The sequence below is a fragment of the Erysipelothrix sp. strain 2 (EsS2-6-Brazil) genome, from assembly GCF_016617625.1.
GTDB lineage: Bacteria > Bacillota_I > Bacilli_A > Erysipelotrichales > Erysipelotrichaceae > Erysipelothrix > Erysipelothrix piscisicarius.
The window spans coordinates 1-15,602 of record NZ_SBAR01000012.1; the positions used below are offsets into that span (position 1 = coordinate 1).

Here is a 15,602-nt window from a genome sequence, read left to right on the forward strand (position 1 = left end):
ACAATATCTTGATGATATTTGCTTCAAAATTAACTCAATGCCGCGAAAAATATTTGACTTCAAAACGGCCTATGAGATAGACTTTAATAAAAGTAAAAGTGGTGCGGTTGAGATTTGATAAAAGAAACACAAAAAAACTTCTTAAAGTGCTAAGAAGTTTTTTTATGTTTACATTCCCGTTCCTAAGTACTGCGAGATTGCTGCAGACAAACGTGGAATAATTTGATTCTTTCTTGAAACAACATCTTGTAAGAACGTACGTGCTTCACCATCTTTATTTGGGAATGCATCCAAGACAGCTTCTTTTAGACTTCCTGAAGCGACAATAATGGATCCATTATCTTCTACACTGGTAAAGACGACAACCAATAAATCAAGATGATGTTGAACTACAAACTGTTCCATTACTTCTTCAAATGAATCTAAGATATCATCCAATTCATCAAAATGGTAAATGACCAATTGTGATACCATAACCTCTTTTTGAGAGATGTAGAATTTCTTAATATCTTGGTTAATGATGTCTTCATACGGTTTATTTTTTAGACCGGATGTGACTTCATACATATCGCGTGCAAATTCATTACGATCCAGCCCGGAACGATCTTGAAGAATCTGTGCAATCTCAAAATCTTTAGGCGTTGTTGTTGGTGATTTTAAGTTTAACGTATCGGATATCAATGCTGAGAGCAGTAAAGATGCAATATCTTTGGGAATTTCAACACCATGCTCCAGATACATCTTTGTGATGATCGACGCAGTTGAACCGATAATCTCATTTCTGAAATATATTGGTTTAACGGTTCGTAAATCGCCAATACGGTGATGATCAATGATTTCGAGTATTTCTGCTTGTTGGATCCCATCAACGCTCTGTGAAGCCTCATTGTGGTCCACAAGAATCATTTTTTTACTGGATGAATTGAGAATATGATAACGTGAAACAAAACCATAAATCTTATTTTGATCATCCAATACTGGATAGGCACGATAACGTGTTTTAAGCATGCGCTTTCCAACATCATCCACAAATTCATTCCAATTAAATGTTACCAAGTCTGTTGACATGACTTCCCGAACACTTGGTGCAAAGAGTAAATAACGCGATGTATTCATCGTTCCATGTGTTGATCGAATAATCCCACAATCATGAAGTTTCGCAAGCGATAACACAGATTCCTCAATCTCATCCGTCCATACCGTCACGATACACGAAGCACCTTTACGTATAGCCGTTAATTGTGACTCCGTATCATTCCCAATGATCACCAAACGGTCTGTTAATTCATAATTATCCAATTTCGTCTTGGAAATCGCAATAATGCTTGTTTTTCCATTAAAATGAAAATGTTTGGGTTCATAAATTAATTCACCGTCGATCGCCTGCGCAATATTACACATAGGGGTTTTCTTTAAGAGTGCGATTGAATGTTTCGTATCCCCCATCGCGATATGCGCAAGATTTGAACTGGTCACAAGCCCAATAAGTTGATCCCGATCATCAACCACCGCAAGTGTTTGTCTTTTATCTGAAATAATTTCCATTGCTTCCTTAATGGAGGTATCCAAATGAATCTTAACCGCATCATCCATTTCAATTTCATCAAGCGTTGCTCGTGCATCTTTAAGGAGTGTTGGCGTTTCAAAACCAAAGCGATCGAGAAGATAGCTGGTCTCATCACTCAGTTCACCCAAACGACATGGCACTGCTGGAGCACCAAGAATGTTTTTTAAATGAGCATATGCAATTGACGATACAATTGAATCCGTATCTGGATGACGATGTCCACAAATATAGATTAAATCTTTTTCGTTTTTCATATAATTTCCCTTTCAGTCATTAATATTAGTTTATCATATCTACTTAATATATAAAGATGACCCTGTGAAAAAGAACCGCAATTAAACACTATTTATGGGTATAACTCACCGATTCTATTTCAATGTTGCGTTATTTATTCTGTTTATATTTCATACACCAAGTTTCTTTGAGCATCTTGCTTTTTTATTACTTTATAAAAAAACACTGATTTCTCAGTGTTTAGTCTTCATGAATCATATCGTAGCGATATGATGAATGCTTAATCATATTTGGATTTGGTTTACGTGTTCGATGAATTTCTTTATGTACATCACTGCGCTTAAAGTTTGTATAAGCATCTTCATTCTCCCAAACAAACGATACATCTACACAATCATAACTATGGCATGATTCGTTCAATCCTACACGAATACTTACAAACCCTGGAAAATCTTTAACTACCGTACGATTATAAAAATTCTCGGCAAAATCACGACCAGTTCCTTTTTTCATTTCAAAATGCTTAACTTCTACATATTTCATTGTGATACCATCCTTTTTAAAATCGTAAGTTCTCTACTAATATTTTATGCAAAGTGCAACAATGAATCAAGCATTCTATAAGTTAAATTAACCAAATATTTCACAAAGACTCTATTATGGGAATGATTTGTTCTAAAAAACGGAACTCATGTCACAAAATAAAAAGCACCGTAAATCGTTTGTGATTTGTGGTGCTTTTATACACAAAGTTATTTTGTAAGACGTGGCAAACTTAGAACGTCTTCAATTGAGTCAATAATATATTGAGCACCATGTTCTCGAAGTTCTTCAACACTACGAAAGCCCCATGACACGCCTACAGGTATCATACCCGCATTTTTCGCTGTCTTCATATCCACATCACTGTCCCCTACAAAATAAATTAGAGAAGGGTCGATCGCCATTTTTGAAGCAATCGTTAATGGGTAGTATGGATTGGGTTTATGCTTGCCATCAAAGCTATCACCAATCGTCGCAACAAAATCAATATCTCCATAGTAATGTTTCACAATACCATCTGTATACTCTTGTTTCTTATTTGTACAAATTGCGATTGGAATGTTACGCTGATTGAGCGTTTTTAACGTTTCACACACCTTATCATAAGGAACGGATGCCTCCGTGTAGTGATGACTGTACTCATCAAGGTATTCTTCTAGGATTACATCAAATGCTTCGTAATCGCTCGGTAATGCCCGCTCAACGAGTTTCTTCATCCCATTTCCTACAAACTTTTTATACTGTGCGCGATCATAAATGGGAAGATCATGACGCAAAAGCACTGTATTTAAATTATTTCCTAAATCATCAATTGAATCTAATAACGTTCCATCTAAATCAAAAATAAATGCCATTTGAGACCAACTTTCTAAATTACATGTCTAAATATTTGATTATCATGCTTTGGTTCATAACATGTAGTGATTGGACGGGAAGCCGCCCATTTGAAAAAGCGTGAATCATCATGTTTGGTTTTAATCGGAAAAAAGCAAAGTGGTTGAAGTAAATCCAGCGCTTCACGGGCACCACGATCAAAATTTTTCCCCATTGAAGGTTCAAGCGTAAACATCATGAGGTCAATGGGCGCAAAGTCCGCAATATTGTGGAGGATTTCATGAAAACGATGTGTTTCAAAGCGTGATTCCGCAACGGTAAAGGTATCATCCCAATGCCAATTATTCAAAGAGCCTGCATGTAAGATTTTTAAGTCACCTTCTTGAATTAAGTAACACACTCCACCACCCGTACTTTCATATGTACGCACTTTCGCAAATCCCAAGTGAATTTCATCACCCGGCTCCATCATAAATACATTACGATAAGGCGAAACTAAAATATCCGAAGATAAGATAACCGTCTTCCCATAGCTGTATATTGCATCATTATAGTGATTACGATGGCGACTTGTCACAAAAAAGAATGTTTCTTTTTCACTATACAAATATCGAGACGGTAACAGTCCCTCCACATAATCAAAAATATAGATTGCTTTTTCTGTTTCCACAACATAACCCGCATTATTAATATATTCTACATTTACCATGATAATGCCCCCCTTCCTTTTATTATAACACGAAAAAGAGTAGCATTATGCTACTCTAAGATAACTGTGATTGACCTGAATACAATGAAGCATATCGTCCGCCTAATTGTATCAAATCATCATGACTTCCACGTTCAATGATTTCACCGTGTTCCAAGACAATAATTGCATCCGCATTCCGAACTGTTGATAGACGGTGCGCAATCACAAATGTAGTACGTCCTTCCATAATTGAGTCCATCCCTTTTTCAACCATACGTTCCGTACGGGTATCAATGGAAGAGGTGGCTTCATCAAGAATAAGAATTTCAGGATTGGCTACGGCTGCACGTGCAATATTGAGTAATTGCATCTGACCTTGTGATAAATCATCCCCATCGCCCCCAAGAACGGTTTGATAGCCATGTTTAAGTTGGCGAATGAAGTGATCAGCATTCGCCAACTTCGCAGCTTCAATACACGCCTCATCACTTGCTTCAAGGTTTCCATAGCGAATATTTTCCATAACAGTACCACTGAACAAATGAGTGTCCTGAAGTACCATCGCAATATGTTTTCGTAAACTGTAACGATTTATGCGATCCAAGGGTTTTTCGTCAATTAAGATTGTGCCTGCGTCAATATCATAAAATCGCGAAATGAGGTTTGTGATCGTTGTTTTCCCTGCTCCGGTAGACCCTACAAAAGCAATTTTTTGTCCCGGTTTCGCCCAAAACGAAACATCTTTTAAAACAGGAACCCCGGGATTATAACCAAATGTTACATTTTCAAATCGAACCGATCCTTCAACCTCATCCAGAATCAAATCGGTCTCATTTTCGGATTCCAAACTCCAGTCCAATAATTCAAAGATTCGTTCTGCGGAAGCAATTGCAGACTGAAGTGTTGTGAATTGGCTGGAAATTTCATTAATGGGTTTTCCTTGAGTACGTGTCATATTCACATAAGCACCCAAGTCTCCAATACTTAATCCATGATTAATTGCAAGATATCCCCCTACAATCCCAATGATTGCATAACTTATCGTATTCACATTTTGCATTAATGGAAACATCATGATTGAGGTGATTTGAGCTTTTTGAGAATTCTTCCGGTAATCTTGATTTAGGACTTGGAAATCTTTCTCTGCCTCTGTTTCATGATTAAAAAGTTGCATAACCATCTGACCTTCCATTGACTCTTCAATATACCCGTTTAAGGTTCCCAAAGAACGTTGTTGGCGTTTTGAGTAAATACGACTGCGCTTCACAATCGCATTCGCCATAATTGAAAGAAGCGGAAGAATTATCAAAGTCACAAGAGAGAGTGTTGGACTTAAGATAAACATCACAACAATGGTTCCCAATAAGGTAAAGATATTGATCACAATCGACGCAGCTGCAGAGTTTAACCCTTCCCCTACAAGGTCAATGTCGTTTGTAAAACGACTCATTAAATCCCCATGGGCATTTTGATCGTGATACTTAACATCCATTTTCAATACATGATCAAACATATCTTTTCGGATTGTTTCTACCGTACGCTGCGAAATTTTCACCATCATCCGGTTTGAAAAAAGCATCGCCAAAACCTCAATCGCGAAAATGATTGCAAGAAAAATAAGTTTACTAAAGAGCTGTTGGAACATCAAATCTCGGGTAATCGTTCCATTTAACCCATTTTCAATAATTTTAATTAACGGAGAAATCGAATAGGATCCATAAAGCCCGCCAAGGGTAGAGATAATGGATGCGATGATAACCATGATGAGCAGTACTTTATTTTGCCCTAAATATCCCAATAATCGTTTTAGCGTTTTTTGTTGGTTTCGTGGTTTATGACCAATTACAACTTTACGTTCACTCATGCTATTCATCCCCCTTTCGTAGTTGGCTCTCATAGATTTCTTGATATACATTGCAGGACTCCAACAAGCCTGTATGGGTTCCTTGTCCGACAATTTGACCTTCATCCATGACTAAAATCATATCACTGTCGGAAACAGAACTAATTTTTTGCGCAATACTAATTACCGTAACATCTTCATAAAGACTCTGAACGGATTCTTTAACGCGTTGTTCTGTAGCTGCATCCAATGCACTGGTACTATCATCTAACACAAGAATTTTAGGTTCTACGACAAGAGCCCGTGCAATACACATGCGTTGTCGTTGACCTCCTGATAAATTGGTCCCACCTTGTTGGATTGGGGCCTTAAAGCCTTCTTCTTGTTCCATAATAAAGTCATAGATTGAAGCAGCCTTTGTTGCACGTACAAGATCTTCATGTGTTGCATTTGGATTTCCAAGTTTTAGGTTTGATTCAATCGTTCCAGTAAATAAAACATTTTTTTGCGGAACAAAGCCAAATTGACTTCGTAACGCTTTTAAATCAAGAGTTCGAATATCTTTCCCATCGAGATAAATGGTTCCTTCAGTTACATCAATCAAACGAACCATGAGGTTAATTAACGTTGATTTCCCAGAACCTGTCGATCCAATAATTCCAACGTGCTCACCGGGTTTAATTGCGAAGTTAATATTGGTAAGAATATCACTTGCATCTTCATAATAACGGAATGAAACATTGTCAAAATGTATATCCCCTCTTGGATTTTCCGGAAGCGTATCTAAAATTGATGCATTGATAATATCCGGTTCCGTTTCCAATACTTCTTTCAAACGAATTACGGATGCTTTTGATCGTGAAATCATCATTAAAACGTTTGTGATCATCATCATTGAGAACATCGTAAAACGAAGGTAATTAATAAAAACTAATAGATCTCCAATATTAATTAAGTTTTGATCGACAATAAGAAAACTTGATATCCACACAATAAATAGGGTCGCAAAATGAATGGCTCCCATTAATGCAGGATTCATGACCACCATTAAATTCATTGCACTTACGGAAGCATCAAACAACTCACCGTTTTCATCTTTGAATTTATGTGATTCTTCATCCTCGCGTACAAAAGACTTAATAACACGAATGTTCATGAGGGATTCTTGTACTTTTCGATTCATCTTATCGACTTTATCTTGTAACTTTACAAAGCGTGGAAACCCTTCTTTGATTACATAAAAAAGAACGAGAGATAAAACAACTACTGCCCCCAACATAACAAGTGATAAATCTGGACTTATCATGTACGTCATCACAACAGTACTAATAAGAAAAACAGGTGCCCGAACCAAAAGACGTAAGCACATCATAATCGTTCGCTGTAAAAAGTTAATATCATTGGTAAGTCGTGTCACTAAAGATGCGGTTTGAAATTGTGACATATTTTTTAACGAAAAGGTTTGGACTCGTTTAAAAATATCACGACGTAAATTTAACGCAAAATTATTGGACGCTTGGGATGGAAAAATCAATCCAAGCATCGCAATCACGGCACCCAGCAAGGCTAACCCCACCATCTTGAGTCCGACATTTAGGATTACTGTAAAATCTTGATTCGCAATCCCTACGTCAATAATCTGCGCCATCAATTGAATTTGATACAATTCGATGAAGGCCACACTACCGACAAAGATTATCCCCAATAACGCGATTGGGATTTCAGGTTTAAAATATTTAAAGAATGTTTTCATTTGTCTCTCTTGCCTCCAATCCTTTAATCATTTCTGTAAGTAACGCTTCTAACTGAAGTTGTTGTTCTGGGTTTAAGTTTAGGAACATTGAGTTGTTTATGGAATCAAAATTTTTCTTTAACTCAACGATTGTTGCTTCTCCCTTATCGGTTAGATAAAGCTGACGACAACGTTTATCATCTTCGGGTATTTCCCGGCGAATAAAATCACCTTGTTCAAGACGCTTGATTGCAATCGACACTGTTTCCTTTGTAACCACCAATGCCTCTGCTAACTCCCTTTGGGTCATTCCGGGATTTCGATAGAGTTCAAACAAAAAACGTGGTTGTCCAATATAGAGTCCTAAGGTATCAAGATACGTTTGAACAACACTTCGATGTTTTCGTTCTAATGCGCGATAAAGTTGTGATAAGACAGATTCCATAGACTTCTCCTTTAGTTAAACGACTAACTAATTATATCAAAAAAGAAAAAGACACTGTGATAAATAAATGAAAGCCGTCCTGAGACGGCTTCCTTAGTGTCTTTAGCCAATGAAGATCAGCCATAAAAGTCCATAGATCAATCCTAATACAAGGAGTAGCGCTGGTAAGAGTGTTACGATTGCGGCAATAATCATTGCCGTCGTATCATTTTTCTCAAACTCAACATCTTTAAACTTTTCTTGAATTTCTTCTTCAGTTAGTAATTTTCGCTTTTTTCGTTTATTCAACATAACTATTTCTTTAAATTACATGCAACATAATGGTTTTCGCCAACATTATGCCAATCAACATCTGCAACTGCATTTGTTTTAAAGTTATGGAAATCATAAACATCGTTTTCAGAAGCATAGAGGTCTGCCTCAACTTCTTTACGATCTTTACGTCCACTAATATCGGTTTTTAAGAACGCATTTAATAAGCGTTTTGTATATGGATGTTTTGCATCCGTAAAGATTGCTTTAATTGGTGCAGCTTCAACAATCTTACCACCATACATAACAATAACATCATCTGCCATTTGGCTGATAACACCAAGGTCATGGGTAATAAAGAGAATTGAGGTGTTGTAATCATTTTTAAGATCATTCATAAGTTTTAGAATCTCTGCTTGAATGATAACGTCAAGAGCTGTTGTAGGCTCATCCGCAATGAGAAGCTTAGGATTACATGCAAGTGCCATCGCAATCATAACACGTTGACTCATCCCACCTGATAATTGGTGAGGATAGTTTTTTAATACTTTTTCAGGGCGAGGAATTTTAACAGATGCAAGCATCTCAAGTGCACGTTGACTTGCCTCTTGTTTACTCATTCCTTGGTGAAGCATTAATACTTCACTGATTTGACGTTCAACGGTAAAGACAGGGTTTAGACTTGTCATTGGTTCTTGGAAAATCATTGAAATATCATTTCCACGAATTTTACGTAATTGTTCCTCAGTGTAATCAGAGAGCACTTCACCATTAAAGACAATTTCACCCTCATAAATACGTTGGTTTGACTCAAAAAGTTGTAAGATTGACATCGCTGTCTGACTCTTTCCACTTCCTGATTCACCAACAATACCCAGTGTACGTCCTTCATCAACGGAGAAGGATACACCGTTAACAGCTTTTACTAACCCGCGTTTTGTATCGAAGTAGGTATGTAGGTTTTTAATTTCTAATAAAGCCATGCTTACATACCTCCTTTCTTGTTCTTCGCTTCGGCATTAAGCAGACGACATGCTACAAAGTGATCTGGTGCCACTTCATACCAATCTTTATCGGCTTCACCCGTTTCTTCAAATGTGAAATCGAAAATGCCATTAGGAACAACTTTAAGGAGTTCGGCAATTTCTGCTTCATCTTTTTCCATACGAGGAATCGCTGCAAGCAATTGTTTCGTATAAGGATGTTGTGGATTGCTAAAGATTTCTTCAGCAGGTGCAAGTTCAACCAAATTACCAAAATACATAACACCAATACGGTCACTAATATAGCGAACCACACCCAAGTCATGTGTAATAAAGAGGTATGTTAGGTTATGTTCATCCTTAAGATCTTGAAGTAAGTTAATAACTTGTGATTGGATTGAAACATCCAATGCACTTACCGCTTCATCACAAACGATAAACTTAGGACGAAGTGCTAATGCACGTGCAATCCCAATACGTTGACGTTGTCCACCTGAAAATTGGTGAGGATAACGGTGAATAAATTCTTTCTGAAGTCCACATTTTTCCATTATATCAATAATGTATTCATTGTATTCATCACTGTTTGCATCCTTGAAGAGTTTATGAGCAATCAGCCCCTCTCCAATGATGTTTCCTACGGTAAAACGAGGATCAAGTGATGAATATGGATCTTGGAAAATAATTTGTAAATCCTTACGTAAGAAACGCATCTCTTGTTTATTTAATGATGATAAATCGATACCATCATCAAGTAAAGATTCATATTCTTCAAAATTATCATGAGATGATAATTTCGCCTTCATTTCGTTAATAACCACATTAACGTCATTCAACTCTTTTTGCGCTTGTTCTAATTTTTCTTTTAAACTTGTGACATTACCATTCGCTTTTTTATCGTGCATGGTATTGCGTAATGTTTCCATTTCAAGTTCTTTATGTAACTTCGCAACAGCACTCCCTTTTTGATATTTTGAGAGAAGTAAATTGCTTACTTCATTCAGATTATCATGAACAAGAAGCCCACCGGCAAGACGGAAAATATTTCCGTAAGTTGTCTCATATGCAATCTTTAAAAGACGCAATGATTCATTAAGTTCAATAAATTCTTCGCCTGATGTTCCTTCAATTTTTGATTCAAGGTCTTTAATCGCTTGGTATTCCGCATCATGTTTACCAAAAACTTTTGGTATTGATTTGTATACTCCGCGTACGTACTCAGGCATCATTTCTTCAATTGTTTCACCATAATAAAGTGATACACCACCTGTTTGATCGTACAATTGAATTAATGTACGACCAAACGTGGATTTACCACAACCTGATTCTCCAACAAGTCCTAATGTTTCGCCTTCAAAAATTTCAATTGAGATATCTTTGTTCGCTTTTACATATTCTTGTTTACGTTGGAAAATACTTGATTTTTTGATTGGGAAATATTTTTGTAAGTGTTCAACCTTAATGAGAACGCGATTATCTTTATTTTCCATTATATAATCCCATCCTTACTTTTTAATTTTACTGTATTTGTCATTTTATCTACCATCCCCTATTTCTGGTTCGACTTCGGATCCATAGCATCACGAAGTGCATCTCCCATTAAGTTAACAGACAAGGCTGTAAGCATAACGCAGAGTGCTGGTAGAAGCCATTGCCACCAGTAATTTTCAATAACTGTTGTATTTGCAACACCATTAAGCATATTACCCCATGATGGTGAAGGCGGCTTAACACCAAATCCTAAATATGAGAGTCCGGCTTCTGTTAGCAAGCTGGAAGCATATCCAAGCGTCATATTAACAATAATAAAGTTAAATACACTTGGTAAGATGTGGCGAATAATAATTGTTTTTTCTTTTAATCCTAAAGCGCGTGCGGCAAGAACGAAATCTTTCTCACGTTCAGCTAGGATTTGTCCACGTACTAGACGTGCAACACCCGGCCACGAGATAACCCCCAAAATAACCATAATCATCGCAAGACGTTGTGATTGTGTTGTTGATGAAGGTAATAAAGCCGATAAGGTAATTGCAAGCGGCAAGAATGGGAAAGCACTAATAACTTCAGCAATACGCATTAATAAGTTATCAACCCAACCACCGTAGAATCCAGCAATTAAACCAACAAGAACACCGATGAGTGTAGAAATAATCATTGAAATCGCTCCAACGGTTAATGAGATACGACCACCGTAAAGCAAGCGTTCTCCAATTGAGCGTCCCATGTCATCGGTTCCCAAGATAAATCCTTTATTTCCCCAACCGTTAATTTGATTATCTTCGCTCACAGCAAATGATTGGAAGTGATCTGAGAAAATTTGTTTGTTTTTAACGTTTGTTACTGATGTTGGAACATCTGTTAAATTAAATTTGCCCTCACCCCAAGCATAGATGTGACCCGATTCAGTAAGTGCGTTAAAGGATGTTAATGTTGATGAAATTTGAACAACTTTACCATCAAGTTCAGGAACACTTTGGAATTTACCATGTGAACCCCATGTATGAACATTACCATCAGCATCTAAAGCCATTGCTGATGTTTTTGTAAGCTCAACTTGAGTGACTTTAACAGAACCATCTGTTAATTCTGTCGGGATAGCACCAACTTCAGTACCACCTTGACCGAATGCTACTAATGATCCGTCATCAAGTAAAGCGATGATATTAAATTGTCCAATGGCAATGTCTTTAACACGACCTTGGATACTTTTGGGAATATTATCGAGGTTGTTCTCAAGAACACTACCCCATGTATAGATTTTTCCTTTATCTGTAACAATTGCAGTAAAGCGTTTCCCTGCTGCTACTTTAACAATGTTGTCACTACCAAGTTCTTCCATGACATCAAATGGTAGTTCTGTTTGAGAGAAGGTATTTTCACCCACACCAATAAATTGATTGTTTTCGGTGACTGCAACAACAAATTTATCTCCGGATGCTAGTGATTTAATTTTACTATTTTTCGTCTTTTCGACAATTTGATCAACTTTAAATTTCTTATCAGGACGTTGTCCCCAGAAATGTACTTTTCCTGCATCATCTAATGCAACAGAATAGGAAGTACCACTGCTAATTGTCTCAATGTTTTTCCCTTGTATTTCCTTGGGAATATTTAAATACTTCGTTCCTGGAGCAAGGTTATTTAATACGGTTTCATGTTCGTATGAGTTATACGGTCTGAATGTCGTTGTCCCAAAAACAATCGCAAAAATTAACACAAAACCAATAAGTCCCGTTACTCCAAGTTTGTTTTCAAAAAAGTTTCTCGCAATTTGTTTTGATGGGCTGATAACCACATCTTCTGCGATTAAATCTTCAAGTTCTTCGCGTCGTTGTCCACCACTCTTAAATAGATTAGCAAACATCGATTTGATACTTGACCAAAATGAATTTTTCTTATTATTGTCCATATCAAAATCCCCTAATCTAATTTAACACGTGGGTCAACCATCGCGTATCCAATATCCATAACAATGTTTGAAACGAGTGATAAGATTGCATAGAACATGTTCATCGCTAATACAAGCATGAGGTCACGACTACCAACTCCTTGAATCAAGACGTTTCCAATCCCGTTCCACGAGAAGATTTGTTCAGTAATTGCGGCACCCCCAAAAATACCAGCAATCGAACCCGCAAGAACCGTTACAACTGGAATTAGAGCATTTCTAAATGCATGCGAATAGACAATGACTTTTCCTGATAACCCTTTGGCACGTGCAGTACGAATATAATCACTGTTTAACACTTCAATCATTGCATTTCTGACATATCGAATTGTCGATGCAAATGAACCAATGGTTAATGTGATAATTGGTAAGGCTGCATAACGGAACCATTGCCCCACATATGCAATCCCTGTAGTTCCAGCAAGTGGCATCCCACCTGTAGGGAAGATGCTTAATTTAATTGCAAAGAAGTAAATTAACAAGATCGAGATTAACAATGTTGGCATTGACATTCCGACAAGTGAAAAGACTTGCCAAAATTTATCAAATTTTCCGCCACGATTCACGGCTGATTTAATACCTACAATAATTGAAATAACAAACGCAATTGTTGTAGAAATTATATTAAGAAATACTGTATTTTTTAGAGGTGTTGCAATAACCTCTTTTACGGGTTTATTTTTAGAAGTTGAAATTCCTAAATCACCCGAAAGTGTGTTTTTTACCCAACGAACATATTGTTCTGGGAGTGGCTTGTTATGACCGATGCGCTCTGCAGCCTCATCGTAAGCCCTTTGGTATTGTTCTGGATCTTTGATCGCTGGGTTTATCATTCCTATTACGGGATCACCAGGCATCATTTTCACTAATGAAAACAGCATGATTGAAATGATGATCACAACAGGAATCAACGACATAATCCGTTTTATCATATACTTAAACATCGTTTTTCTCCTTTTAACACGACTATAAGAAGTGCCGATTGACACTTCTTATAGTACTTACATTCAATTATAACTCAAATTATCCTTCGATTGAGATATATTCCATAGTTTTTGACCAGTCCATCTCTGGTGTTACTTTTTCTAAACCTTTAACACGGTTTGACGCGATGTCATGGTATAGATTTGAGTAGAGAGGGATTTGGAACAAGAGGTCATTCCAAAGTTGGAAGTATTCAACAACTGCTTCTGAATAAGCTTCACGATTTCCTGGTTCAATACGACGTACCTTTTCAATAGCTGCATCAAGTTCTGGATCTGAAATATCACTCCAGTTTAAACCTGTTCCAACATATTTTGAATGGTTTTGCCATGGATCATAAAGTGATGTGAATGATGTTGCAAGGTTAAATGCATTAAAGTCATTCTCTTCACGTCCTTGCATGTATGCACCTAAAGTAGCAAATTCACCTTGTTCAATGTAGTATTCCATACCAGCTTTTTCAGCTGCAGGAACTAATTGAGATACAATTAAATCTGTTACTGAGTTCTTCTCAGAACCAAAGTGTTTTACAACAAGTTTATTTCCATCTGCATCATAACGAGCATAATCTTTACTTGCTTTACTTGCATCAAATGGTGTAACACCATCTTTTTCGAATTTGTAGATTGATTGATCTAGTAATTCGTTTGCTTTAGTAATGTTGTAAGTATAGTCGATAAGTGAACTTTCAATCTTGTCCTTGTTATCTTTATAGAACCATTGTGATAATCCGAATGGTCCATTAACTACAGAACCGTATCCACCAGCAATTTTTTGAACAAATTCGTTACGGTTTAACATGTAACCAATTGATTGACGTACTTCTTTGTATTGAGTAGGTCCTTTATTTGCTTTTAATGTGATGTTACCAAATCCATTACGTGGATAGTTAACAGTTTGTAATTCAAGTTCTTTTGCTTTATTGATGTATTCACCCTCAATGTTTCCTGGTGATAAATCAACTTCACCTTTTTCGATCGCTTGTACTGTAACGTTTGAGTCAACTTGACGGATTACAACTTTTTCAACTTCTGGTTTTTGACCTTCGTAGTTTCCTACATATTGATCATTTTTAACAAGAATTGTTGTACCATTTTCATAGCTTTCTAACTTATACGCACCTACTACAACAGTTGGTTTGTATCGTTCAGTTGTTGAAACATATTCAACAGCTGCTTGAATTTCTTCAGGTGTGTTGTCGAATGCGTTTCCTTCAGCATTTAATTTAGCATCCTTAAACCAAACATGCATTGGTTCAGGTGAGATATCAGCTTTACTTGCTTCAAAGTAGTATGGCAAGTTTGCTTTATCGATTGTTAATGAGAATGTATTGTCGTCGATTAATTTAACCCCTTCGAAAACTTTTGATTCCCCTGTGCTGTATGCGTTATAACCTAAAAGTTCATCTCCGGTACTTTCCATTGATGCAACTTTCATCCAAGCTGGATGTGAACGGAACAACATAGCCATAACGTAGTCTTTAGCTGTGATTTCTGCTCCATCAGAGTATTTATTGCCACCTTTGATTTTGAAGGTATAAGTTTTATTTCCTTCGCTGTCTGCTTTAACTTCATGGCTTTCTACGAAGTTAGGATTTGGCTTGATCTCTGAAGTATCGCGATCAATATAGAAAACGCTTGCACCTAAGTGCATTAAGTTAGTTGCCCATCGGTCATAGGCATTCGATCCGAACCCTTCCACAAAGTCACCATTTTGTGAAGCAGGGGCCGCAACCGTTAATGTACTGGATGAACCTTGTGATCCACAACCAGTAAGAACCAATAACGCTGCAACGAATGCAATCATTAATTTTTTCATGGTAATTCTCCTCCTTTTGTTGTCAAACATTGATACAGATAAGTGATACTGTATGAATGTATTATATAGGATACAGAAAATTTGTCAATTGGTTTTTCAGTATATTATCAATTTTATGAAAATAAATCATAAAATCTATGAAACAATTTACATTTGCTGTTATTCTATGAAATATCCACTGTTTAGTGCGTTTAATGACGAATATTTTAAGTTGTATGAATATTTATC

Annotated in this window: 13 protein-coding genes and 1 pseudogene; 1 reads left to right on the forward strand and 13 read right to left on the reverse strand. The window is 36.8% G+C overall.

Annotation, left to right across the window (positions count from 1 at the left end; all coding sequences use genetic code 11):
- A pseudogene (locus EPJ89_RS07180) lies at positions 1 to 118 on the forward strand (IS30 family transposase); the annotation flags it as partial.
- 50 nt (positions 119 to 168) lie between these two features.
- On the opposite strand, the gene EPJ89_RS07185 reads toward EPJ89_RS07180, so the two are convergent.
- The 13 genes from EPJ89_RS07185 to EPJ89_RS07245 form a co-directional block, all read right to left on the reverse strand.
- On the reverse strand, positions 169 to 1,821 hold the full coding sequence (locus EPJ89_RS07185) for a putative manganese-dependent inorganic diphosphatase (protein WP_161636685.1): 1,653 nt from the start codon (positions 1,819 to 1,821) through the stop codon (positions 169 to 171).
- A gap of 220 nt (positions 1,822 to 2,041) precedes the next feature.
- Positions 2,042 to 2,344 carry an antibiotic biosynthesis monooxygenase family protein gene (locus EPJ89_RS07190; protein WP_161636686.1) on the reverse strand — a complete coding sequence of 101 codons (303 nt, stop codon included), beginning with the start codon at positions 2,342 to 2,344 and terminating at the stop codon, positions 2,042 to 2,044.
- Between the two features lie 209 nt (positions 2,345 to 2,553).
- The gene (locus EPJ89_RS07195) at positions 2,554 to 3,198 is read right to left on the reverse strand and encodes an HAD family hydrolase (protein ID WP_200549370.1); all 645 of its coding nucleotides are present in this window, start codon (positions 3,196 to 3,198) and stop codon (positions 2,554 to 2,556) included.
- A 14-nt stretch (positions 3,199 to 3,212) separates the two neighbouring features.
- Positions 3,213 to 3,887: a metal-dependent hydrolase gene (locus tag EPJ89_RS07200; RefSeq protein WP_202605988.1), complete on the reverse strand. Its 675-nt coding sequence runs from the start codon at positions 3,885 to 3,887 to the stop codon at positions 3,213 to 3,215.
- Between the two features lie 55 nt (positions 3,888 to 3,942).
- Complete coding sequence (locus EPJ89_RS07205; protein ID WP_200549371.1) at positions 3,943 to 5,733, reverse strand: ABC transporter ATP-binding protein; 1,791 nt, start codon at positions 5,731 to 5,733, stop codon at positions 3,943 to 3,945.
- A 1-nt stretch (position 5,734) separates the two neighbouring features.
- Positions 5,735 to 7,465: an ABC transporter ATP-binding protein gene (locus tag EPJ89_RS07210; RefSeq protein ID WP_161636689.1), complete on the reverse strand. Its 1,731-nt coding sequence runs from the start codon at positions 7,463 to 7,465 to the stop codon at positions 5,735 to 5,737.
- The gene (locus tag EPJ89_RS07215; RefSeq protein WP_200549372.1) at positions 7,449 to 7,889 is read right to left on the reverse strand and encodes a MarR family winged helix-turn-helix transcriptional regulator; all 441 of its coding nucleotides are present in this window, start codon (positions 7,887 to 7,889) and stop codon (positions 7,449 to 7,451) included. The genes EPJ89_RS07210 and EPJ89_RS07215 overlap by 17 nt, the downstream gene beginning before the upstream one ends.
- Positions 7,890 to 7,991: 102 nt before the next feature.
- Entirely contained in the window at positions 7,992 to 8,180 is a 189-nt protein-coding gene (locus tag EPJ89_RS07220; RefSeq protein WP_003773029.1) for a hypothetical protein, read from the reverse strand.
- A gap of 2 nt (positions 8,181 to 8,182) precedes the next feature.
- Complete coding sequence (locus EPJ89_RS07225) at positions 8,183 to 9,124, reverse strand: ABC transporter ATP-binding protein (protein ID WP_161636691.1); 942 nt, start codon at positions 9,122 to 9,124, stop codon at positions 8,183 to 8,185.
- A 2-nt stretch (positions 9,125 to 9,126) separates the two neighbouring features.
- On the reverse strand, positions 9,127 to 10,614 hold the full coding sequence (locus tag EPJ89_RS08855; protein ID WP_125164782.1) for an oligopeptide/dipeptide ABC transporter ATP-binding protein: 1,488 nt from the start codon (positions 10,612 to 10,614) through the stop codon (positions 9,127 to 9,129).
- A 59-nt stretch (positions 10,615 to 10,673) separates the two neighbouring features.
- Positions 10,674 to 12,533 carry an ABC transporter permease subunit gene (locus EPJ89_RS07235; protein ID WP_161636692.1) on the reverse strand — a complete coding sequence of 620 codons (1,860 nt, stop codon included), beginning with the start codon at positions 12,531 to 12,533 and terminating at the stop codon, positions 10,674 to 10,676.
- 11 nt (positions 12,534 to 12,544) lie between these two features.
- The gene (locus EPJ89_RS07240; protein WP_161636693.1) at positions 12,545 to 13,516 is read right to left on the reverse strand and encodes an ABC transporter permease; all 972 of its coding nucleotides are present in this window, start codon (positions 13,514 to 13,516) and stop codon (positions 12,545 to 12,547) included.
- Between the two features lie 79 nt (positions 13,517 to 13,595).
- Positions 13,596 to 15,374 (reverse strand): ABC transporter substrate-binding protein, encoded by a 1,779-nt coding sequence (locus EPJ89_RS07245; RefSeq protein WP_200549373.1) that lies wholly within the window; start codon positions 15,372 to 15,374, stop codon positions 13,596 to 13,598.
- Positions 15,375 to 15,602: the final 228 nt, after the last annotated feature.